Raw genomic sequence first — 20,948 nt, 5'->3', positions numbered from 1 at the left:
TTAATCCGTACGGGTGAAACGATCCCTCAAAAGGGGACCACCCCGGAGGCCCGGTGGCTCGTTCGTGACGGAGCGTGGCTGATTCGCAAGGGGTGCCGGTGTTTCGCGCCCCCGTCGTCCACAGGCGCGTCCGGCTGTCGGTGGGGGCGGCTACGGTTTCCCCATGGCTGCCCGTACGAAGACCACCAAGGACCGTCCGTCCTACCGCTGCACGGAGTGCGGCTGGCAGACGGCCAAGTGGCTCGGCCGCTGCCCCGAGTGCCAGGCCTGGGGCACGGTCGAGGAGTACGGCGCGCCCGCGGTCCGCACCACGGCGCCGGGCCGCGTCACGACCTCCGCCCTGCCCATCGGTCAGGTCGACGGGCGGCAGGCCACCGCCCGCCCCACCGGCGTGGCCGAGCTGGACCGCGTCCTCGGCGGCGGGCTCGTGCCCGGCGCGGTCGTGCTCCTGGCGGGCGAGCCGGGCGTCGGCAAGTCGACCCTGCTGCTGGACGTGGCCGCCAAGTCCGCGAGCGACGAGCACCGCACCCTGTACGTCACGGGCGAGGAGTCCGCGTCGCAGGTCCGGATGCGCGCCGACCGCATCGGCGCCATCGACGACCACCTGTACCTCGCCGCCGAGACCGATCTGGCGGCCGTCCTCGGCCACTTGGACGCGGTCAAGCCGTCCCTGCTGATCGTGGACTCCGTGCAGACCGTGGCCTCCCCGGAGATCGACGGTGCGCCCGGCGGCATGGCCCAGGTCCGCGAGGTCGCGGGCGCCCTGATCCGCGCCTCCAAAGACCGCGGCATGTCCACTCTGCTGGTGGGCCACGTCACGAAGGACGGCGCGATCGCCGGCCCGCGTCTCCTCGAGCACCTCGTCGACGTCGTCCTGAGTTTCGAGGGCGACCGGCACGCACGGCTGCGCCTGGTGCGCGGCGTGAAGAACCGGTACGGGGCGACCGACGAGGTCGGCTGCTTCGAACTGCACGACGAGGGCATTACCGGCCTTGCCGACCCGAGCGGACTTTTCCTGACACGACGTGACGAACCGGTCCCGGGCACCTGTCTGACGGTCACCCTGGAGGGGCGCCGGCCCCTGGTCGCCGAGGTGCAGGCGCTCACCGTCGACTCCCAGATCCCCTCCCCCCGCCGTACGACGTCCGGCCTGGAGACCTCGCGCGTCTCGATGATGCTGGCCGTCCTGGAGCAGCGCGGACGGATCAGCGCACTCGGCAAGCGGGACATCTACTCGGCGACGGTCGGCGGCGTGAAGCTCTCGGAGCCCGCGGCGGACCTGGCCATCGCCCTCGCCCTGGCCTCCGCCGCCAGTGACACCCCGCTGCCCAAGAACCTCGTCGCGATCGGCGAGGTGGGCCTCGCGGGCGAGGTCAGACGGGTCACGGGCGTCCAGCGCAGGCTCGCCGAGGCCCACCGCCTGGGCTTCACGCACGCGCTCGTGCCGGGCGATCCCGGCAAGATCCCCGCGGGCATGAAGGTCCTGGAAGTGGCCGACATGGGGGACGCCCTGCGGGTGCTGCCGCGGTCCCGTCGCCGAGAGGCCCCGCAGGAGGCGGAGGACCGCCGGTAGACTTTGCCCTGGTCTCGCCCGTCCGTACGAACGAGTGCGCGAACGGGGACGCCCAGACCCCAGTGACCGGAGGAGTGCAGTGGCAGCCAACGACCGGGCGGCAGCTCCCGGAAAGTCCGGTGGGAGTTCCGGTTCCGACGGCCTGATGCGCGCCGCGCTGAGCGCGGTGGCTCCCGGCACGGCCCTGCGCGACGGCCTGGAGAGGATCCTCCGCGGCAACACCGGCGGGCTGATCGTGCTGGGCTCCGACAAGACGGTCGAAGCGATGTGCACGGGCGGGTTCGTGCTGAACGTGGAGTTCGCGGCCACCCGCCTGCGTGAGCTGTGCAAGCTCGACGGCGGCATCGTGGTCTCCTCGGACCTGTCGAAGATCCTCCGGGCCGGCGTCCAACTGGTGCCCGACCCCATGATCCCCACGGAGGAGACCGGCACCCGGCACCGCACGGCGGACCGGGTGAGCAAGCAGGTCGGCTTCCCGGTCGTCTCGGTCTCGCAGTCCATGCGGCTGATCGCCCTGTACGTCGACGGGCAGCGCCGGGTCCTGGAGGACTCCGCGGCCATCCTGTCCCGCGCGAACCAGGCGCTGGCCACCCTGGAGCGCTACAAACTCCGCCTGGACGAGGTCGCGGGAACGTTGTCAGCGCTGGAGATCGAAGACCTGGTGACGGTCCGGGACGTCTCGGCGGTGGCCCAGCGGCTGGAGATGGTGCGCCGCATCGCGACCGAAATCGCCGAATACGTGGTCGAACTGGGCACAGACGGGCGACTGCTCGCCCTTCAGCTCGACGAGTTGATCGCGGGCGTGGAGCCGGAACGCGAACTGGTGGTCCGGGACTATGTGCCTGAGCCGACGGCCAAGCGTTCCCGCACGGTCGACGAGGCGCTGTACGAACTGGACGCGCTCACCCACGCCGAGCTCCTGGAACTGTCCACGGTCGCCCGCGCACTGGGCTACACCGGCTCCCCCGAGGCACTGGACACGGCGGTCTCCCCGCGCGGCTTCCGCCTGCTGGCGAAGGTGCCGCGCCTTCCGGGAGCGATCATCGACCGTCTCGTGGAGCACTTCAGCAGCCTGCAGAAGCTGCTCGCCGCGAGCGTCGACGACCTCCAGACGGTGGACGGAGTGGGCGAGGCACGGGCCCGCAGCGTCCGCGAGGGCCTGTCCCGCCTGGCCGAGTCCTCGATCCTGGAGCGGTACGTCTAGACCGCGGGGAGGCCGCGCACGGCGCTCAGTCGTGCTTGGGCACGAACGGCGCTCAGTCGTCCTTGAGTACGAACGACGTCTGGGTCTTGGCGAAGCCCGGGGCCTGCGCCTCGAGGAGATAGGTGCCGGCCTTGGCCGTCCCGGCCGGCGGAGTCGCGCACTCGGGGGCGCTCGGCTTGCGGTCCCACTTCACGGTGTAGGTGAAGCTCTGCCCGGCCGGCACCCGGTACAGCAGGCTGCCCGACGCCTTGGGGCAGTCCGCGGAGGACCAGTAGTCCTCGTCGTCGGTCGCCTGAGTGATCGTCAACACCGCTTGCTTCGGGCCGAGATCGACCTTGCAGTCGCTTGCCGAGCGGTTCTTCGCGATCAGCTGGAAGGTCGGCGTCCGGTCGGGCGAGTAGTCGTTGCGGACACTACGCAGCGTCCATGTGACGGCGCCCGCGGTGCAGTTGGGGAGGGTGGTGCCGAGGGGCAGCGTCGCGGCCGTACCGCCGGCGCCGCCGCTGCTCCCACCGGCGCCGGCTCCGGCGCCTGCGCCGGCGCCTGCTGTGTCGCCGTCACCGCTGCCGTTGGCGCCGTCGTCGGTGTCGCCGGCGCCGGCCGAGCCGCCGTCCGAACCGCCGGAGCCGGCGCCCGCGTCCGCACCCGAGCCGCTGGTGGACCCCGGGCTGGACCCGTCGCGTCCGCCCGGGTGCTGACTGATCGCGGGCCCGGATCCGGACGGTCCGGGCGTGATGGACGAGGCGGGGTTCTTGCCGTTGCCCTTACCGGCGCTGTTCCTGCCGCCGCCCCCGCCCGAGGTCACGACCCACAAGGTCAGCAACGCCAACAGGGCGAACACGGACAGCAGTACGACCCTCCGTCGCCAGTAGATGGAGGAGGGAAGCGGCCCGACCGGATTGCGCAGAGATCCCACGGCGCAAACTGTACGAGAGATCGTCGTGTTCACCTGCCCCACCCGCCGCTGGGAACACAACTTTTCCGGATCATCATCCCGGAAACCGGCCTCGCGCGCCCGACTTCGGCCCACGCCGTCATCGCTCCTTGACGATCGCCCCTTGACGATCGCTCCGCCGCACCCAGTTCGCATCCATGACCGCGCCCAAGACCGCGCCCCCGGCACGCGCGCGTGGAACGCCGCCCCGCCGGTCCCGGCCGAGTGGCGGTGCACGCGCGCGCCCCGGTTGGCATGGCAGGATCGGAAGAGCCATGACTGCGACCACGAAGCCCCCGCACAGCAGCTCCTCCCTGGCCGATGCCGACGCCTGCGGAGCGGACCTGCACTCCCCCGTGATCGACTGGTTCGCCGACCATGCCCGTGACCTGCCCTGGCGACGCCCCGACGCCGGCGCGTGGGGCGTGATGGTCAGCGAGTTCATGCTGCAGCAGACGCCGGTCAGCCGGGTCCTGCCGGTCTACGAACAGTGGCTCGCCCGCTGGCCGCGCCCCGCCGACCTGGCCGCGGAGGCCCCGGGCGAGGCGGTCCGCGCATGGGGGCGGCTCGGCTATCCGCGCCGCGCCCTGCGGCTGCACGGCGCCGCGGCGGCGATAACGGAACGGCACGGCGGCGACGTTCCGTCGGACCACAACCAGCTGCTCGCGCTGCCCGGCATCGGCGAGTACACGGCGGCGGCCGTCGCCTCCTTCGCGTACGGGCAGCGGCACGCCGTTCTGGACACCAACGTCCGCCGGGTCTTCGCGCGCGCCGTGACGGGCGTGCGGTACCCGCCGAACGCCACCACGGCCGCCGAGCGAAAGCTCGCCCGCGCCCTGCTGCCCGAGGACGAGCCGACGGCGGCGCGCTGGGCCGCCGCGTCCATGGAGCTCGGCGCGCTCGTGTGCACGGCCAGGAACGAGACGTGCGTGCGCTGCCCGATCGCCGCGCAGTGCGCATGGCGGCTCGCGGGCAAGCCGGAGCACGACGGTCCGCCGCGCCGCGGTCAGACGTACGCCGGCACCGACCGGCAGGTCAGGGGCAAGCTGCTCGCCGTCCTGCGGGACGCACACGCGCCCGTGCCGCAAGCCGCCCTCGACCGGATGTGGCACGAGCCGGTGCAACGCGCTCGTGCGCTGGACGGGCTCGTCGCGGACGGACTGGTGGAGCCGCTGCCCGACGGGCTGTACCGCCTGCCGCTGAGCTGACACACAGCCACATCACAGACAACGGCCTCCTTCACGGACTTCACCGAGTCGTGACGGTGCCCGTGTCACACAAGACAACGGGGCACAACGCCCCATATCTGGACTAACAGCCCGGCCTCCTTACCCAGAACCCGTTTCCGTTACACAACCGACGGACAGCCGAGCGCTAGCCGCAGGCTGCTTCGGACAGCCCCGTGACAACACCTCCGTAGCTTCGTTTGCGTGCCCACCGAGAACACCGGGCCACCGACCACAGCAGGAACCGGCAGGCGACAGCCCGCCGAAAACGGGGAAAAGACGGAGGGTTCACCATGGCGCAGGGCGAGGTGCTCGAGTTCGAGGAATACGTCCGCACGCGGCAGGACGCGCTGCTGCGCAGCGCCCGACGTCTGGTCCCGGACCCGGTCGACGCGCAGGACCTCCTGCAGACCGCGCTGGCCCGTACGTACGGCCGCTGGGACGGCATCGCGGACAAGCGGCTCGCGGACGCCTACCTGCGCCGGGTCATGATCAACACGCGCACCGAGTGGTGGCGGGCCCGCAAGCTCGAGGAAGTGCCGACCGAGCAGCTCCCGGACGCCCGGGTGGACGACTCCACCGAGCAGCACGCGGACCGCGCCCTGCTGATGGATGCGATGAAAGTGCTCGCTCCGAAGCAGCGCAGTGTCGTGGTGCTGCGACACTGGGAGCAGATGTCCACGGAGGAGACCGCCGCTGCCCTCGGCATGTCGGCGGGAACGGTCAAGAGCACGCTGCACCGGGCGCTCGCCCGGCTCCGCGAGGAGCTGGAGGCCCGCGATCTGGACGCACGCGCGCTGGAGCTTGAGGAGCGGGAGCGTTGCACGGCGGCCTGACCGACAGGAGCGGTGTCGATGGCCCCGGCGTCCGTCCTGAGGGCGGGCGGCGAGGAGCCTGGGCCCCTTTCGGCCTGCGCCATGGGCCGACACCGGCCCGTGGCGCCGTCCAGGCGGCGACCGCGGCGATGGCCGTGCTCGCCGCCCTTGCCCTTTTCGTCTCCGCCTGCGCCACCGGCGGCACCGGCGCACGCGATGAGGGGCCCGCACACACCGACGCGGTGACGGGCGCGACACCTCTGCCCCAGGCCGCCGCCTCCCAGGCCCTCGACCAGTCGGACGCGGTCCAGCTCGTCCAGGACGACCCGGCGGTCTCGGCCGAGGTCAAGGGCGGGCTCAAGCCCTGTGTCGGCGACGAGTACCCGGTCGACGTCTCATACGGCCACCTGACCGGCAGTACCGGCGACGACGTCGTCGTCAACGTGCTGACCTGCGGTGACGCGGTCGGCGTGGGCTCGTATGTGTACCGCGAGAGCGACGACGGCTACCAGAACGTGTTCAAGGCCGAGGAGCCCCCCGTCTACGCGGAGATAGACCGGGGCGACCTCGTGGTGACCAAGCAGGTGTACGAGAAGGGCGACCCGGTCTCCAGTCCGTCCGGCGAGAACGTGATCACGTACCGCTGGACCTCGGGCCGCTTCATGAAGGAGTACAGCTGGCACAACGATTACAGCAGCGTCGTCGGCGGGGAACCGACCCCCGTGCCGGACACCGGCTGACCCGCACGGACGCGACGATCGGAGAGATCTTCGGCGGACGTGAACCGATCGGGCTGCTCGGTGCGATCAATAAGTGACCGGCAAAGCGAACGGGCAAGGCGAACGGGCAAGGCGAACGGGCAACGCCGACGACACGGGAAGTGAACGCTCGCCGTGGTTTGCGCGTCCCTCCAAGGGGCGCTCTGACAAGAACCCGACAGGGCCCCGACAGCAGCGCGACAGCGCGCGACAACAGCACGAGACCAGCGCCCGACAGCAGCACGGGACCGCATACGAGAACTGAGAGCACCGGGATGGCAGACCAGACCCACGTCCTGTTCGTCGAGGACGACGACGTCATCCGCGAAGCCACCCAGCTCGCCCTGGAGCGGGACGGCTTCGCGGTCACCGCGATGCCCGACGGCCTCTCCGGCCTGGAGGCGTTCCGGGCCGACCGCCCCGACATCGCCCTGCTGGACGTGATGGTTCCGGGTCTGGACGGTGTGAGCCTGTGCCGGCGCATCCGCGACGAGTCCACGGTGCCTGTGATCATGCTGTCGGCGCGCGCGGACTCCATCGACGTGGTCCTGGGCCTCGAGGCCGGCGCCGACGACTACGTGACCAAGCCGTTCGACGGAGCGGTGCTGGTCGCGCGGATACGAGCCGTGCTGCGCCGCTTCGGTCACGCGGGCGTCGGCGACCGTGCCGCGCCCGAAACCGCCGCCGACGGGGGTGTGCTGACCTTCGGCGACCTCGAGATCGACACCGAGGGCATGGAGGTGCGGCGGGCCGGACAGACGGTGGCGCTGACGCCCACCGAGATGCGGCTGCTGCTGGAGTTCTCCTCTGCCCCGGGCACGGTCCTCTCCCGCGACAAACTGCTGGAGCGGGTGTGGGACTACGGCTGGGGCGGCGACACCCGGGTCGTCGACGTCCATGTCCAGCGGCTGCGGACGAAAATCGGTCAGGACCGCATCGAGACGGTCCGCGGCTTCGGCTACAAGCTGAAGGCCTGAGCGGGGCAGGGACAGGGATATGCGGCGGATGATCGAGCGCCTGGTACCGGCGCGCGCAGCGGGCGCGGGCATCCGTACGGGGCTGCGGTGGAAGCTGAGTGCAGCGATCGCGCTGGTCGGTGCGCTGGTGGCGGTCGCGCTCAGCCTCGTCGTGCACAACGCCGCACGCGTGTCCATGCTGGACAACGCCCGCGACCTCGCCGACGAGCGGGTGCGGATCGCCCAACGCAACTACGAGCAGTCCGGGCGGCTGAACTTCCCCAACATCAAGATCGACGACCCCGGTCTGCCGACGTCGCTGCGGCACAAGATGCAGGAGGGACGCCGGGCCACGTTCGTCTCCGACCGCCCCGGCTCAGTGCCCGACATCTGGGCCGCCGTGCCGGTCAAGGGCGGGCACGTGCTGTCCCTGCACACCGGTTTCACCGACCGCAGCACGGACATCCTGAACGATCTCGACCAGGCCCTGGTGATCGGTTCCATCGCGGTGGTCTTCGGCGGCAGCGCGCTCGGGGTGCTCATCGGCGGACAGCTCTCCCGCCGACTGCGCAAGGCCGCGGCCGCGGCCAACCAGGTCGCCCGGGGCGAGTCGGACGTCCGCGTCCGTGACGCCATCGGCGGGGTGGTCCGCGACGAGACCGACGACCTGGCAAGAGCCGTGGACGCCATGGCGGACACGCTGCAGGAGCGCCTGGAGGCCGAGCGCCGGGTCACCGCGGACATCGCGCACGAGCTGCGCACCCCGGTGACGGGACTGCTGACGGCCGCCGAACTGCTGCCGCCCGGCCGGCCGACGGAGCTGGTCCTGGACCGGGCGAAGGCCATGCGCACCCTCGTGGAGGACGTACTGGAGGTGGCTCGTCTCGACGGCGCCTCGGAACGGGCCGAGCTGCAGGACATCGTGCTGGGCGAGTTCGTGGCCCGACGGGTGGCGGCCAAGGACCCGGAGGTGGAGGTGCGGGTCGTGCACGAGTCGGTGGTCACGACCGACCCCCGCCGCCTGGAGCGGGTCCTGTTCAACCTGCTGGCCAACGCCGCCCGGCACGGCAAGCCGCCGATCCAGGTCACCGTCGAGGGGCGGGTCATCCGGGTCCGCGATCACGGTCCGGGTTTCCCGGAGAACCTGCTCGCCGATGGGCCGAGGCGGTTCCGCACCGGCAGCGCCGACCGCGCGGGGCGCGGCCACGGGCTCGGTCTCACCATCGCGGCCGGCCAGGCCCGCGTCCTGGGCGCCCGGCTGACGTTTCGCAACGTACGGCCCGCCGGAGCCGCGGAGCACATACCCGCCGAGGGCGCCGTCGCCGTCCTGTGGCTGCCCGAACACGCACCGACGAACACGGGAAGCTACCCGACGATGCCGTAGGCCCCCGAGGCCCACGGAAGTCCACAGAAGCCCGCCCCGAAGCCCCGCGCCGTCGCGGACCGTCGTCGCCGGCCGTCGACGGAGACCTGCGGACCGGTGGCAGCCCAAGGGCCCGGGCCAGACGGGCCAGACGGGCCAGACGGGCCAGACGAACTCTGCGGCGCGGACGGAGCCGACGGCTGGACAGGCGCGCCCCCAGAAGTCCCCGACGGGCGGACCGACGGCCTGTCCGAGCGCAACGTCCCGACAGACCCGACGGCCCGTCCGAGACCAACAGCTCAAACAGACGCCGACGTCTGGACAGACGCGACGCCGGACGCACCCGACGGGCCGAGGGCCCGTCCGAGCCTTACGTCCCGAACGAGCTCTACGTCCCGGACGGGCGCCGACGGCCACGGCAGGGCCGACGGCTGGACGGGGCTCAACGGCTGGACAGGGTCGACGGGTTGGGTGGGGTCGTGGTGAAGGCCCCCCGGGGCGGATTACCGCCGGGAGGCCTTCGGGTGTGGTCGGCGGGTCAGACGGCCTCGACCACGGGCGGCTGGGGGGCCGGGGCGTCGGCCGGGGCGTCGGTCTTCTGGGGCCCCGCGCCCTTCAGCGGGACCTCCTTCACGAAGACCGCCGCGGCCAGCGCGCCCACGGCCACCACGGCGCCCAGCAGGAACGCCGAGTGCGTGCCGGCCGATACCGCGTGCTGGTAGGCCTCACGGGCAGCCACGGGAAGCTTCGCCAGGCTGGCCGCGTCCAGCTGCGCGGACTGTTCGGTGACCTTCGAGCCCAGCGCGCCGGCCCGCTCGGCCATGACGTCCTGGACCCGGTGGTTGAACAGGGCGCCCATGATCGCGACGCCGAACGACGAGCCGAGCGTGCGGAAGAGGGTGGTGGACGAGGACGCGACGCCCATGTCCTTCATCTCGACGCTGTTCTGGGCGACCAGCATCGTGATCTGCATCAGGCAGCCCATGCCGAGGCCGACGACGGCCATGAAGACCCCGGAGGTGAAACGGCTGGTCCCGGTGTCCATCGTCGACAGCAGGTACAGGCCGATCACCATCAGGACGCTGCCGACGACCGGGAAGACGTAGTACCTGCCGCTGTTCGTGGTCACCCGGCCCGCGACCATCGAGGTGACGAGCATCGCGCCGAGCATCGGCAGGAGCAGCAGGCCGGAGTTGGTCGCGGAGGCGCCCTGCACCGACTGCTGGTACAGCGGCAGGAAGAGCGTGGCGCCGAACATCACGAAACCGGTGATGAAGCCGATGAGCGACATCAGGGTGAAGTTGCGGCTGCGGAAGATGTGCAGCGGGACGATCGGCTCGGCGGCCCTGGTCTGCCAGAACACGAACCCGATGAGCGAGGCGACGCCGATCCCGATGAGTTCCATGATCCGCGCGGACGTCCACGCGTACTCCGTGCCGCCCCACGTGGTCACGAGGACGATGGAGGTGATGCCGACGGTCAGCAGCATCGCGCCCAGGTAGTCGATCCGCGACTGGGACCGCTTCTTCGGCAGGTGCAGGACGGCGCTGATGAGGGCCAGCGAGACCACGCCGAGCGGGAGGTTGATGTAGAAGGACCAGCGCCAGCCCCAGTTGTCGGTGATGGTGCCACCGACCAGCGGGCCGCCGATCATCGCCAGCGCCATGACGCCGGCCATCATTCCCTGGTACTTGCCGCGTTCCCGGGGCGGGATGAGGTCGCCGATGATCGCCATGACGCCGACCATCAGGCCGCCCGCGCCGAGGCCCTGGACCGCGCGGAAGCCGATCAGTTCGCCCATGTTCTGGGCCATGCCGCTCAGCGCGGACCCGATCAGGAAGAGGACGATCGACGACATGAAGGCGCCCTTGCGACCGTACATGTCGCCGATCTTGCCCCAGATCGGGGTGGAGGCCGCGGTGGCCAGGGTGTACGAGGTCACCACCCAGGAAAGGTGCTCGAGACCGCCCAGCTCGCCGACGATCGTCGGCATCGCCGTGCCCACGATCATGTTGTCGAGCATCGCGAGCATCATCGTGATCATGAGCGCGAGGAGGACGACCCGCACGCTCCTGGGCTGTTTCTCGGCTTCCGCCTCGGTCGTCTGCGTGTCCGCCATCGTTCCCCACTCCCCTGTGCCACTCACCGCCGCCGGCCACTTACTTGCCGCCCGGCTAGTTCACTACACTGGGGAAGGTAGACCTGCAACTAGCCGGGCGTCAAGTAAGTTTCTTGCAACGAGCCGGACGGACGGCACCCGACGCTTCGTGGGAGCCCGGAAGTACGAGGATGGACGTCACCATGGACGGCACCAAGCAGCAACGTCGCGGCAACACCCGCCAGCGCATCCAGGACGTGGCGCTCGAACTCTTCGCCGAACAGGGCTACGAGAAGACCTCGCTCCGCGAGATCGCGGAGCGCCTGGAGGTCACCAAGGCGGCGCTGTACTACCACTTCAAGACCAAGGAAGAGATCACCGTCAGCATCTTCACGGATCTGACGAAGCCGATCGAGGACCTGATCGAGTGGGGCAGGAGCCAGCCGCACACACTGGAGACCAAGCACGAACTCGTGCGCCGCTACAGCCTGGCACTCTCCGAGGCGGCCCCGCTCTTCCGTTTCATGCAGGAGAACCAGGCGACGGTGCGCGAGCTCCAGATCGGCGACTCGTTCAAGGACCGCATGCGGAGCCTGCGCGACATCATCATCGACCCGGAGGCCCCACTGACCGACCAGGTCCGCTGTGTGAGCGCCATCTTCACGCTGCACGCCGGCATGTTCTTCCTGCATGACCTCGAAGGCGACCCCGAGGACAAGCGGCAAGCCGTCCTCGAGGTCGCGGTCGATCTGGTGACCCAGGCGCACCAGGGCGCCTGATCACGCAGGCGTCAGACCTTCACGCCCTTGGAGTGCAGGAAGGTGACCGGGTTGATCGCCGAACCGTAGTTGGCGGTCGTACGGATCTCGAAGTGCAGGTGCGGACCGCTGGAGTTGCCGGTGCTGCCGGACAGCGCGATCTTCTGGCCGGTCTTCACGACCTGGCCGATCTTGACGTCGATGCGCGAGAGGTGGGCGTACTGCGAGTAGACGCCGCTCGCGTGCTTGATCACGACGGCGTTGCCGTAGGCCGGGCCGTCGCCGGCGCCGTTGCCGCCGGCCTTCACCACGGTGCCGCCGTGCGTGGCCATGACCTTGGTGCCGCTCGGCACGGCGAAGTCCTGACCGCTGTGGGTGGACTGCCACATCTTGCCGGCCTGGGCGAACCCGGCGGACAGCTTGTACTTCTTCACCGGGTCTATCCAGGAGGCCGACACGGCCTTCTTGGCGGCGGCGGGCACGGCGGCGGGCGCCGCTGCGGGGGCGGCGGCGGACGCCACTCCGGTCCCCAGCACGACCGAGGCGCCCACTGCGGCGGCCCCGACGGCCACGCTGGTGCGGAGCAGGGACGTACGGGAAGAACGGAACGTGACGCGCTGGAACATGAAGACCTCGTGTGGGAAGGGGACAGAAGAAACCACCCGGCGTGAACGTCCGCCGCAGTGGCCATCCCTTGGTAACCCCGAGGCCCGCATGGGCTCAAACGTGTGATCTACGACGGAAGCTAGTACTTCACCCCAAAACTTCCCACTTCTTGACAGATCGCCCCCTTCCGGACGATTTCGACATCGCCCAGGCCGGAGGCTGCGGAGAGGGCCCGCACCCCTCGATGCGCATGTCCTTTTTGTTCCGTTTCGCAGCGCGACTATCCGGCCTAGTAGGGCCCAAATCCCTTGTGCGGCATGTCACCGGCCGCCCGCCTCGGGGGACTTCGGAATGTGACGGCGGCTACTCCCCTGCCCCGTAAGGCACTTGTGACCCCGGTCACGTTCACGTGCACGGGTCTGTGACGGGCCTCTCGTTCGGCTCTACCGTCCAGTAACCCGCTGGTTCCCTCCGGTAACCCCTTGGTTCCCCGTAAGTCATCCCCACCGATGAGCATGCCCACGACACCGGCAGTGCAAGGACGCGAGAGGACCCCACACATGACCAGAGGCACCTGGAAGCGCCGCATCAGCATGACCGCCGTCGCCACGGCCGCCGCCACGGCCCTGGTCGTTCCGGTCGGAGCCCAGGCCGCGACGGCCGCCGGCGCCTCCACCGCCGCGGCGACCGCCGCGGAGGACGTCGACTACGCGACCTGGCAGCAGGACTGCCAGGCGGTGATGAACCAGGCCCTGCCGGCGCTGAAGCAGCGGATCGCCGCCGCCAAGCCGGGCGAGAAGCAGGCGATCGTCTTCGACATCGACAACACCACCCTGGAGTCCGACTTCGGCTTCAGCTACCCGGCGCCGGCCAACAAGCCCGTCCTCGACGTGGCCAAGTACGCCCAGGAGCACGGCGTCTCCCTGTTCTTCGTCACCGCCCGCCCGGGCATCATCTCCGGGGTGACCGACTACAACCTCAAGACCGTCGGTTACAAGGTCTCCGGGCTGTACGTACGCGGCTTCCTCGACCTCTTCAAGGACGTCGCCGCCTACAAGACCGCCCAGCGCGTCACCATCGAGTCCAAGGGCTACACGATCATCGCGAACATCGGCAACACCCCCACCGACCTCTCGGGCGGCCACGCCGAGACGACGTACAAGCTGCCCGACTACAACGGCCAGCTGTCGTAGGAGCGCATGCGAAAGGGGCCGGCAGCACCGGCCCCTTTCGTGGGCTCAACCCCTGAAGGGGGTCAGGCGTCCTTGCTCAGGTTCGGTCCGGCGCCGCCGGCCGCCTGCTCGATCGGCGGGACGTCGGGCAGCGCCGACTTCTCCTCACCGCGGAAGGTGAAGGTCTTGGTGTCACCCTCGCCCTCGGTGTCCACGACCACGATGTGACCGGGGCGCAGCTCGCCGAAGAGGATCTTCTCCGACAGCGTGTCCTCGATCTCGCGCTGGATCGTGCGACGCAGCGGCCGCGCGCCCAGCACCGGGTCGTAACCCTTCTTGGACAGCAGTTCCTTGGCGGACTGGGAGAGCTCGATGCCCATGTCCCGGTCCTTGAGCCGCTCGTCGACCTTGCCGACCATCAGGTCGACGATCTTGAGGATGTCCTCCTGCGTGAGCTGCGGGAAGACGACCACGTCGTCGACGCGGTTGAGGAACTCGGGGCGGAAGTGCTGCTTGAGCTCGTCCGACACCTTGTTCTTCATGCGCTCGTAGTTGGTCTTCGAGTCGCCCGAGGCCGCGAAGCCCAGGTTGAAGCCCTTGGAGATGTCCCGGGTGCCGAGGTTGGTCGTCATGATGATGACCGTGTTCTTGAAGTCCACGACCCGGCCCTGGGAGTCGGTCAGGCGACCGTCCTCCAGGATCTGCAGCAGCGAGTTGAAGATGTCCGGGTGGGCCTTCTCGACCTCGTCGAAGAGGACGACGGAGAACGGCTTGCGGCGGACCTTCTCGGTCAGCTGGCCGCCCTCCTCGTAGCCCACGTATCCGGGGGGCGAGCCGAAGAGCCGCGAGACCGTGTGCTTCTCGCTGAACTCCGACATGTCGAGGGAGATCAGCGCGTCCTCGTCGCCGAAGAGGAACTCGGCGAGCGCCTTGGACAGCTCGGTCTTACCGACACCGGACGGGCCGGCGAAGATGAACGAGCCACCGGGACGCTTCGGGTCCTTCAGACCGGCACGCGTACGGCGGATCGCCTTCGACAGCGCCTTGACGGCGTCGATCTGGCCGATGACCCGCTTGTGGAGCTCGTCCTCCATGCGCAGCAGACGCGAGGACTCCTCCTCGGTCAGCTTGAAGACCGGGATGCCGGTGGCGGTCGCGAGGACCTCGGCGATGAGCTCGCCGTCGACCTCGGCCACGACGTCCATGTCGCCGGCCTTCCACTCCTTCTCCCGCTTGGCCTTGGCGGCGAGGAGCTGCTTCTCCTTGTCGCGCAGCGAGGCGGCCTTCTCGAAGTCCTGCGAGTCGATCGCGGACTCCTTGTCGCGGCGGACGCCGGCGATCTTCTCGTCGAACTCGCGCAGGTCCGGCGGAGCGGTCATCCGGCGGATGCGCATCCGGGAGCCGGCCTCGTCGATCAGGTCGATCGCCTTGTCCGGGAGGAAGCGGTCCGAGATGTACCGGTCGGCCAGGGTGGCGGCCTGGACCAGCGCCTCGTCGGTGATGGAGACCCGGTGATGCGCCTCGTACCGGTCACGCAGACCCTTGAGGATCTCGATCGTGTGCGGCAGGGACGGCTCGGCGACCTGGATGGGCTGGAAGCGGCGCTCGAGGGCCGCGTCCTTCTCCAGGTGCTTGCGGTACTCGTCCAGCGTGGTGGCGCCGATGGTCTGCAGCTCACCGCGGGCCAGCATCGGCTTCAGGATCGAAGCGGCGTCGATGGCGCCCTCGGCGGCACCCGCACCGACCAGCGTGTGCAGCTCGTCGATGAACAGGATGATGTCGCCGCGGGTGCGGATCTCCTTGAGCACCTTCTTCAGGCGCTCCTCGAAGTCACCGCGGTAGCGGGAGCCGGCGACCAGCGCACCGAGGTCCAGGGTGTAGAGGTGCTTGTCCTTGAGGGTCTCGGGCACCTCGCCCTTGACGATGGCCTGGGCGAGGCCCTCGACGACGGCGGTCTTGCCGACGCCGGGCTCGCCGATGAGCACCGGGTTGTTCTTGGTGCGGCGGGACAGCACCTGCATGACCCGCTCGATCTCCTTCTCGCGCCCGATGACCGGGTCGAGCTTGGACTCACGAGCGGCCTGGGTGAGGTTCCGGCCGAACTGGTCGAGGACCAGGGACGTCGAGGGGGTGCCCTCGGCAGGACCGCCACTGGCGCCGGCGGTCTCCTTGCCCTGGTAGCCGGAGAGCAGCTGGATGACCTGCTGCCGCACCCGGTTGAGGTCGGCGCCCAGCTTGACCAGGACCTGGGCGGCGACGCCCTCGCCCTCGCGGATCAGGCCGAGCAGGATGTGTTCCGTGCCGATGTAGTTGTGGCCCAGCTGAAGCGCCTCGCGAAGCGACAGCTCCAGGACCTTCTTGGCACGGGGGGTGAAGGGGATGTGCCCGGACGGGGCCTGCTGCCCCTGCCCGATGATCTCCTCCACCTGCTGGCGGACCGCCTCGAGCGAAATCCCGAGGCTCTCAAGGGCCTTGGCGGCGACACCCTCACCCTCGTGGATCAGGCCCAGGAGGATGTGCTCGGTGCCGATGTAGTTGTGGTTGAGCATCCGGGCTTCTTCCTGAGCCAGGACGACAACCCGCCGCGCGCGGTCGGTGAACCTCTCGAACATCGTTAATCGCTCCTCAGAGCGGTCAGGCAGTGGGGGGAACTTCCCCTCCCTGTCCTTCCGCAGCTTAGTCCCGCAAGCGGGGACCGCTCATTCCAACTGCCGACACCGTCGATGGCCTCCTGACCCCGAACGCCGACATCTGCTCCAACCCGATGGTGCGAGACGATGTTCCCGCAGGCCAGGCAGTTACCCCAGTCGCCAGTACGCCGATGGCGAACGTGAGACGTGCCTTTCCTGCGTGTCGCCCCCTCCCACTAGGGATGTCTTACCCGCCGGGACTGACACTCCATGCCGTGGGCACCGGTTCCCTCCGCTACGGGCGAACAACCTTGCGCCTCGCGACACCCCGGCCCGCCTCGATCGGCGAAACGGTGCGCAGTCACGGAAACACCCAGCGTAACTCGGGTGCCTTTCGGGCGGTTGCACTTGGCATGGTTGGCTCGGTTCCCTCGTCGAAACCCCCGGCGGCCCGCTCGGCCTCCTCCACACTGCCCACTGTTCCCCTCCCTCGACAGCCGCGCGATCCGGTCGACCCGGCCGCTCCGGTCGATACGGCCGCTCCGGTCGCTCCGGTCGATACGTCCGATGCGTTCGATGCGTTCGATCCGGTAGGCCGGATCCGTGGCTGGTACGAGAACGAACTGGGCTGGGCGACCGTGCCCGGGGAACCGGTCCGGCTTTCGACCGGCGAGCGCTTCGACGTCCTGGACGTCCCGGCCGAGGCGGGCCTCGCCGCGCTTCGGCGACTGGCGACGGGCTCGCCGGTGGCCGTGCGGGGCGACCGGATGCTGCTGCTGGTGGCGGCAGGCGGCGCGGAGGAGGTGCCGGGGATCCTGAAGTGGCTGGAGTGGGGCGCGCTGCCCCTGGGCCTGACGGCGCTCGGGGCGGGCGGCCTCATCGAGGCGCCGTGGCCTGCGGACCGGGCTCCCGGCCGCGCCACCGGGTCGGACCGCGGACCGGTGCAGGGGGCCGCCGTGTGGTTGCGGCCCCCCGTTGCAGGGTGCGAGGTCGAAGCCTCGCTGCCGACCATGTCGGCGCTGGGGGGCGTGGGGAACGCCCCCGATCTCGTACGGCTGGTGGACACGCTGGCGACGCAATGCCACCGTGTCCGACTGCTGGGCGCGTGCGCTCAGCCGTTGGCCTTCTCGTAGGCCTCGCGAATGGTCGCCGGAACACGGCCGCGGTCATTGACCTCGAAACCGTTCTCCTTCGCCCACGCGCGGATCTGAGCGGTGTCCTGGCTTCCGCCGGAAACGGCGCGCGTCTTTCCACGCCCACCCGCGGCACGGCCGCCGGTACGCCGGCCGCCCTTCACGTAGGGCTCGAGAAGTCCACGCAGCTTGTCCGCATTGGTGGTCGTGAGATCGATCTCGTAGGTCTTGCCGTCCAACGCGAACGTCACGGTCTCGTCCGCCTCGCCGCCGTCGAGGTCGTCGACAAGAAGGACCTGAACCTTCTGTGCCACCGGATTTCCTTTCATCGAAAACGTGAGGGTCGGGTGTCCGCGGCGTCCGCCGTTTAGCCGCGCCCTGTTATATGCGTACTGCAGTACGTCGGAAAGCAAACCGCTTTTGCTGGGAAAACACAAACCCTCGGCCAAGGCTGACCGCCCGCCCACCGACCGGAAACGTGCGCGTTTCGGACATAGGGAACCCGGGCAAGGCGAGTCGGCGGGAATGGGGGCGACGATCACAGATGCAGAAGCATCCGGCTGTTGCCCAAGGTGTTCGGTTTCACTCGTTCGAGTCCGAGGAACTCCGCGACACCCTCGTCATAGGAACGCAGCAGCTCCGCGTAGACATCGGTGTCGACCGGCGTCTCGCCGATCTCCACGAACCCGTGCTTGGCGAAGAAGTCCACTTCGAAGGTCAGGCAGAAAACCCGGCGAACGCCGAGCCAGCGGGCGGTGTGGAGCAACTTCTCCAACAACCGGTGCCCGACGCCCGCGCCCTTCAGGCCGGGCTTCACCGCGAGAGTCCGCACTTCTGCCAGGTCTTCCCACATGACGTGCAGGGCGCCGCAGCCGACCACCTCGGCGTTGTCGTCGCGTTCGGCGACCCAGAACTCCTGGATGTCCTCGTAAAGCGTGACCGTCGCTTTGTCGAGCAGGATCCCGCCGCGGACGTAGGCGTCGAGGAGACGCCGCACGACGGGGACATCGCCGGTCCGGGCCCGCCGGACGGTGATGGCTTTAGCGGTGACTTCGGGGTTCTCGGCCGAGGGACTCTCTGCTGACATGTACGGACGCTATCGCCCGTCGCGCTCCGTCGCCGAGGCGGGGTTCTCCGCGGTGCCGCCCTTACCGGCCGTGGTGTCCGCACTCGGCACACGGGGCGCACTCCGCGTAGTCGCGGGTTCCGCGGGTTCTGCGGGTTCCGGGCCTTGGACCATGCGCACGGCGTCGCGCAGCGCGTGTCGCTGTTCTTCGCTCATCATCCCGAAGAAGGCGACCAGAGCGGCGGCGGGGTTGTCGCTCTGCGCCCAGGCGTCGTTCATCAGGGCGGCGGCGTAGGCGGCCCGGGTGGAGACCGCCTCATATCGATAGGCCCGGCCTTCCGCTTCCCGGCGGACCCAGCCCTTCTGATGGAGATTGTCCAAAACGGTCATCACGGTGGTGTACGCGATGGACCGTTCCTGCTGAAGGTCTTCCAGGACTTCTCGAACGGTGACCGGGCGGTTCCACTTCCACACCCGCGTCATGACCGCGTCTTCGAGTTCTCCCAATGGACGAGGCACAGCTCAGAACAATAGTGGGAGATCACACGGATCGCGTGCCGGACGGCCACTTTCGTACACTTTCACCGGCAAACGGCAACAAAAAGGGCGCGCGGCTCCGAAGGGAGCCACGCGCCTCGGAGGGCGGCCGAGCGCCGAGGGGAGGGTCAGGCCTCCGAACTCACGGAGGGCTGACGGGCCCCCTCCGCGCGCGCGAGGGCGGCGTCGACGGCCGCGTCCTCCTTGGCCTTGTTGGCGCCGCCCTGGGTCTTCACGATCACCCTGATCAGACCGATGAAGAACGCCGCCATGACGACGGGGGGCAGCAGCGCGGAGACGTAGTCCATGGAACCAGGGTAGCCAGGGAGGAACGGGACACCGGGGCGGGGTGCGCGGGGATCAGCCGACGGCGAGTCGCCGCTGCTCGGGGTCGGCGGGCGGCGGGGTCGGCCTGCGGCGCGGGAAGACCTCGCCCGGCGTGGGGACGGGCCGGCGGGCGGGCTCCGGGGCGGCGGGCTCGGCGGGCACCGGACCGGGGCCCGGCGCGGTCGGCTTTCCGGCGGGCTTCCCGGCCGGCTTCTTCCGTGGCTCCTCCGGCGGCCCGCCGCCGGGGTCCGCGCCGGCCGCGTGTCCCGCGGAAGTCGCGGAACTCGCTGGAGCGCAGGCGGGCGTCTCCTCCGAGAGGCCTCCAGGGAGGGCCAGGAGGCGCGTACGGGACGCCGGGACGGTCGCGGTGGCCAGCGGGGCCCTGCGGGCCGTACGACGGGCCAGACGGGCGCGTACGTCCTGCTCGGCGAGCGCCTGGCAGCTATCCAGGAGGGCCGCGCCCGCCGGGTTGCCGCGCAGGGCGCGCAGGGCGGCGAGATCGTCGGGATCGGGCCGGTAGCCGGTCGCCAGCACCTCCTCCAGCAGCGTGAGATATCCGGCGGCGGTGCCGGGAAGGGCTGCGCGGTACCGGCCGAGGTCGGCCACCAGGAAGGCCCGGAGCCGGGCGGCCTCGTGCATCGCCTCGTCCAGGGACTCGGCTAGGCGATGACAGTCCTGGATGTCCTCGGCGGAGACGGGGCCGGGGTGAAGGGCGAGGGCGAGGGCGCGGCGGAGCACACGCAGCTCCTCCGCGCCGAACGCCAGGCCGCCGCGGGATCCGTAGGGCGTGGGCATGCTGTGACGATACGCGCTAATCAGACAAATTCGACATAACAGACGGGCGTGGCGTCCGAATCCGCTCTCGCGGCCCCGGACCAGAACCGGGCCCGGGAGGGCCCGAGGGAGCACTAAGGGAGCACCGGGAGGGTCAGGGCCGGTCCTGGGGAGGCCGGTCACGGGGAGGGCCGGGGCGGTCGCTCACATGCGTGACACGTTCCGCTCGTACACCAGGCGCAGCCCGATCAGTGTCAGCCACGGCTCGTGCTCGTCGATCACCGAGGACTCGCCCAGCACCGTCGGTGCCAGCCCGCCTGTCGCGATCACCGTCACGTCGTCCGGGTCCTCGGCGAGCTCCCGGGCCATCCGGGTCACCACGCCGTCGACCTGGCCGGCGAAGCCGTAGAGGATGCCGGACTGCATCGCCTCGACCGTGCTCTTGCCGATCACGCTCCGGGGCCGGGCCAGCTCGATCTTGCGCAGCTGCGCGGCCTTGACGCCCAGGGCGTCCACGGAGATCTCGATGCCGGGGGCGATGACGCCGCCGACGTACTCCCCGCGCGCGCTGACCGCGTCGAACGTCGTCGCCGTGCCGAAGTCGACGACGATCGCCGGACCGCCGTAGAGCTCGTTCGCCGCGACGGCGTTGATGATGCGGTCGGCGCCGACCTCCCTGGGGTTGTCGAACAGGATCGGCACCCCGGTCTTCACGCCCGGCTCGACGAGCACGGCGGGCACGTCGCCGTAGTAGCGCCGGGTCACCTCGCGCAGCTCGTGCAGCACGGAGGGCACCGTGGCGCAGATCGCGATGCCGTCGATGCCGTCGCCCAGCTCGCCCCCGAGGAGGGGGTGCATGCCCATCAGGCCTTGCAGGAGCACGGCCAGTTCGTCCGCGGTGCGGCGGGAGTCGGTGGAGATCCGCCAGTGCTCGACGATGTCCTCACCGTCGAAGAGGCCGAGCACGGTGTGCGTGTTGCCCACGTCGATCGTCAGCAGCATGGCCGGTCCCCGTTCC

20 protein-coding genes are annotated in these 20,948 nt (G+C 70.0%); 10 read left to right on the top strand and 10 right to left on the bottom strand.

The genetic code is table 11. The features are described from left to right. Positions 1-163 precede the first annotated feature (163 nt). Positions 164-1,573 carry a DNA repair protein RadA gene (radA, locus tag QA802_RS24050; protein ID WP_319169354.1) on the top strand — a complete coding sequence of 470 codons (1,410 nt, stop codon included), beginning with the start codon at positions 164-166 and terminating at the stop codon, positions 1,571-1,573. Positions 1,574-1,652: 79 nt separating this feature from the next. Further along, a complete protein-coding gene (disA, locus tag QA802_RS24045) occupies positions 1,653-2,777 on the top strand; it encodes a DNA integrity scanning diadenylate cyclase DisA (RefSeq protein WP_319169355.1) in 1,125 nt (374 codons plus the stop codon). 52 nt (positions 2,778-2,829) lie between these two features. Here the strand turns inward: disA and QA802_RS24040 are convergent, their stop codons facing one another. Continuing rightward, positions 2,830-3,693 carry a hypothetical protein gene (locus QA802_RS24040; RefSeq protein ID WP_334526352.1) on the bottom strand — a complete coding sequence of 288 codons (864 nt, stop codon included), beginning with the start codon at positions 3,691-3,693 and terminating at the stop codon, positions 2,830-2,832. 293 nt (positions 3,694-3,986) lie between these two features. Here QA802_RS24040 and QA802_RS24035 point away from each other — a divergent pair, with 293 nt between their 5' ends. The 5 genes from QA802_RS24035 (at position 3,987) to cseC (ending at position 8,850) form a co-directional block, all read left to right on the top strand. Continuing rightward, positions 3,987-4,919: an HhH-GPD family protein gene (locus QA802_RS24035; RefSeq protein WP_334526349.1), complete on the top strand. Its 933-nt coding sequence runs from the start codon at positions 3,987-3,989 to the stop codon at positions 4,917-4,919. 311 nt (positions 4,920-5,230) lie between these two features. Further along, on the top strand, positions 5,231-5,773 hold the full coding sequence (locus QA802_RS24030; protein WP_334526346.1) for a SigE family RNA polymerase sigma factor: 543 nt from the start codon (positions 5,231-5,233) through the stop codon (positions 5,771-5,773). Between the two features lie 128 nt (positions 5,774-5,901). Further along, entirely contained in the window at positions 5,902-6,492 is a 591-nt protein-coding gene (locus QA802_RS24025; RefSeq protein ID WP_334526343.1) for a hypothetical protein, read from the top strand. A gap of 293 nt (positions 6,493-6,785) precedes the next feature. Next, the gene (gene cseB / locus QA802_RS24020) at positions 6,786-7,487 is read left to right on the top strand and encodes a two-component system response regulator CseB (RefSeq protein WP_334526340.1); all 702 of its coding nucleotides are present in this window, start codon (positions 6,786-6,788) and stop codon (positions 7,485-7,487) included. Between the two features lie 28 nt (positions 7,488-7,515). Beyond that, positions 7,516-8,850 carry a two-component system sensor histidine kinase CseC gene (gene cseC / locus QA802_RS24015; RefSeq protein ID WP_319169362.1) on the top strand — a complete coding sequence of 445 codons (1,335 nt, stop codon included), beginning with the start codon at positions 7,516-7,518 and terminating at the stop codon, positions 8,848-8,850. Positions 8,851-9,367: 517 nt separating this feature from the next. Here the strand turns inward: cseC and QA802_RS24010 are convergent. Further along, a complete protein-coding gene (locus tag QA802_RS24010; protein WP_334526335.1) occupies positions 9,368-10,948 on the bottom strand; it encodes an MDR family MFS transporter in 1,581 nt (526 codons plus the stop codon). A gap of 170 nt (positions 10,949-11,118) precedes the next feature. Between QA802_RS24010 and QA802_RS24005 the strand changes: the two genes are divergently transcribed. Beyond that, positions 11,119-11,706 carry a TetR/AcrR family transcriptional regulator gene (locus QA802_RS24005; RefSeq protein ID WP_334526332.1) on the top strand — a complete coding sequence of 196 codons (588 nt, stop codon included), beginning with the start codon at positions 11,119-11,121 and terminating at the stop codon, positions 11,704-11,706. An 11-nt stretch (positions 11,707-11,717) separates the two neighbouring features. On the opposite strand, the gene QA802_RS24000 is transcribed toward QA802_RS24005, so the two are convergent. Beyond that, positions 11,718-12,311 carry a M23 family metallopeptidase gene (locus QA802_RS24000; RefSeq protein WP_334526329.1) on the bottom strand — a complete coding sequence of 198 codons (594 nt, stop codon included), beginning with the start codon at positions 12,309-12,311 and terminating at the stop codon, positions 11,718-11,720. 540 nt (positions 12,312-12,851) lie between these two features. Here QA802_RS24000 and QA802_RS23995 point away from each other — a divergent pair. Then, the gene (locus tag QA802_RS23995; RefSeq protein WP_334526326.1) at positions 12,852-13,484 is read left to right on the top strand and encodes an HAD family acid phosphatase; all 633 of its coding nucleotides are present in this window, start codon (positions 12,852-12,854) and stop codon (positions 13,482-13,484) included. Positions 13,485-13,546: 62 nt separating this feature from the next. Here QA802_RS23995 and QA802_RS23990 read toward each other — a convergent pair whose 3' ends face one another. Continuing rightward, positions 13,547-16,075 carry an ATP-dependent Clp protease ATP-binding subunit gene (locus tag QA802_RS23990; RefSeq protein ID WP_319169368.1) on the bottom strand — a complete coding sequence of 843 codons (2,529 nt, stop codon included), beginning with the start codon at positions 16,073-16,075 and terminating at the stop codon, positions 13,547-13,549. A gap of 431 nt (positions 16,076-16,506) precedes the next feature. Between QA802_RS23990 and QA802_RS23985 the strand changes: the two genes are divergently transcribed. After that, entirely contained in the window at positions 16,507-17,226 is a 720-nt protein-coding gene (locus QA802_RS23985) for an SCO3374 family protein (protein WP_334534850.1), read from the top strand. On the opposite strand, the gene QA802_RS23980 is transcribed toward QA802_RS23985, so the two are convergent. The 6 genes from QA802_RS23980 to QA802_RS23955 form a co-directional block, all read right to left on the bottom strand. Continuing rightward, positions 17,205-17,540, bottom strand: a complete 336-nt coding sequence (locus QA802_RS23980; protein WP_319169369.1) for a histone-like nucleoid-structuring protein Lsr2 — start codon at positions 17,538-17,540, stop codon at positions 17,205-17,207. The two genes, QA802_RS23985 and QA802_RS23980, sit on opposite strands and share 22 nt — an antisense overlap. Before the next feature lie 224 nt (positions 17,541-17,764). Beyond that, the gene (locus QA802_RS23975) at positions 17,765-18,313 is read right to left on the bottom strand and encodes an amino-acid N-acetyltransferase (RefSeq protein WP_306949956.1); all 549 of its coding nucleotides are present in this window, start codon (positions 18,311-18,313) and stop codon (positions 17,765-17,767) included. A 9-nt stretch (positions 18,314-18,322) separates the two neighbouring features. Then, positions 18,323-18,775, bottom strand: coding sequence for a BlaI/MecI/CopY family transcriptional regulator (locus QA802_RS23970; RefSeq protein WP_443042292.1), 453 nt, complete (start codon positions 18,773-18,775; stop codon positions 18,323-18,325). 182 nt (positions 18,776-18,957) lie between these two features. Then, on the bottom strand, positions 18,958-19,137 hold the full coding sequence (locus tag QA802_RS23965) for a hypothetical protein (RefSeq protein ID WP_334526318.1): 180 nt from the start codon (positions 19,135-19,137) through the stop codon (positions 18,958-18,960). A gap of 52 nt (positions 19,138-19,189) precedes the next feature. After that, positions 19,190-19,921 (bottom strand): hypothetical protein, encoded by a 732-nt coding sequence (locus QA802_RS23960; RefSeq protein WP_334534848.1) that lies wholly within the window; start codon positions 19,919-19,921, stop codon positions 19,190-19,192. A gap of 213 nt (positions 19,922-20,134) precedes the next feature. Continuing rightward, positions 20,135-20,932, bottom strand: coding sequence for a type III pantothenate kinase (locus QA802_RS23955; protein ID WP_319169373.1), 798 nt, complete (start codon positions 20,930-20,932; stop codon positions 20,135-20,137). Positions 20,933-20,948 lie beyond the last annotated feature (16 nt).

The sequence above is a fragment of the Streptomyces sp. B21-105 genome (genome assembly GCF_036898465.1).
Lineage (GTDB): Bacteria > Actinomycetota > Actinomycetes > Streptomycetales > Streptomycetaceae > Streptomyces.
The sequence above is the reverse complement of the archived record's forward strand: the minus strand, read 5'-3'. Positions and strand labels throughout refer to the sequence as shown.

Bases quoted from the DNA above. Each gene is read 5' to 3' on its own strand.
- radA (WP_319169354.1), top strand. From the start codon at position 164: ATGGCTGCCCGTACGAAGACCACCAAGGACCGTCCGTCCTACCGCTGC.
- QA802_RS24035 (WP_334526349.1), top strand. From the start codon at position 3,987: ATGACTGCGACCACGAAGCCCCCGCACAGCAGCTCCTCCCTGGCCGAT.
- QA802_RS24030 (WP_334526346.1), top strand. From the start codon at position 5,231: ATGGCGCAGGGCGAGGTGCTCGAGTTCGAGGAATACGTCCGCACGCGG.
- QA802_RS24025 (WP_334526343.1), top strand. From the start codon at position 5,902: ATGGCCGTGCTCGCCGCCCTTGCCCTTTTCGTCTCCGCCTGCGCCACC.
- cseB (WP_334526340.1), top strand. From the start codon at position 6,786: ATGGCAGACCAGACCCACGTCCTGTTCGTCGAGGACGACGACGTCATC.
- cseC (WP_319169362.1), top strand. From the start codon at position 7,516: ATGATCGAGCGCCTGGTACCGGCGCGCGCAGCGGGCGCGGGCATCCGT.
- QA802_RS24010 (WP_334526335.1), bottom strand. From the start codon at position 10,948: ATGGCGGACACGCAGACGACCGAGGCGGAAGCCGAGAAACAGCCCAGG.
- QA802_RS24005 (WP_334526332.1), top strand. From the start codon at position 11,119: ATGGACGTCACCATGGACGGCACCAAGCAGCAACGTCGCGGCAACACC.
- QA802_RS24000 (WP_334526329.1), bottom strand. From the start codon at position 12,311: ATGTTCCAGCGCGTCACGTTCCGTTCTTCCCGTACGTCCCTGCTCCGC.
- QA802_RS23995 (WP_334526326.1), top strand. From the start codon at position 12,852: ATGACCAGAGGCACCTGGAAGCGCCGCATCAGCATGACCGCCGTCGCC.
- QA802_RS23990 (WP_319169368.1), bottom strand. From the start codon at position 16,075: ATGTTCGAGAGGTTCACCGACCGCGCGCGGCGGGTTGTCGTCCTGGCT.
- QA802_RS23985 (WP_334534850.1), top strand. From the start codon at position 16,507: ATGGTTGGCTCGGTTCCCTCGTCGAAACCCCCGGCGGCCCGCTCGGCC.
- QA802_RS23975 (WP_306949956.1), bottom strand. From the start codon at position 18,313: ATGTCAGCAGAGAGTCCCTCGGCCGAGAACCCCGAAGTCACCGCTAAA.
- QA802_RS23970 (WP_443042292.1), bottom strand. From the start codon at position 18,775: ATGACGCGGGTGTGGAAGTGGAACCGCCCGGTCACCGTTCGAGAAGTC.
- QA802_RS23965 (WP_334526318.1), bottom strand. From the start codon at position 19,137: ATGGACTACGTCTCCGCGCTGCTGCCCCCCGTCGTCATGGCGGCGTTC.
- QA802_RS23955 (WP_319169373.1), bottom strand. From the start codon at position 20,932: ATGCTGCTGACGATCGACGTGGGCAACACGCACACCGTGCTCGGCCTC.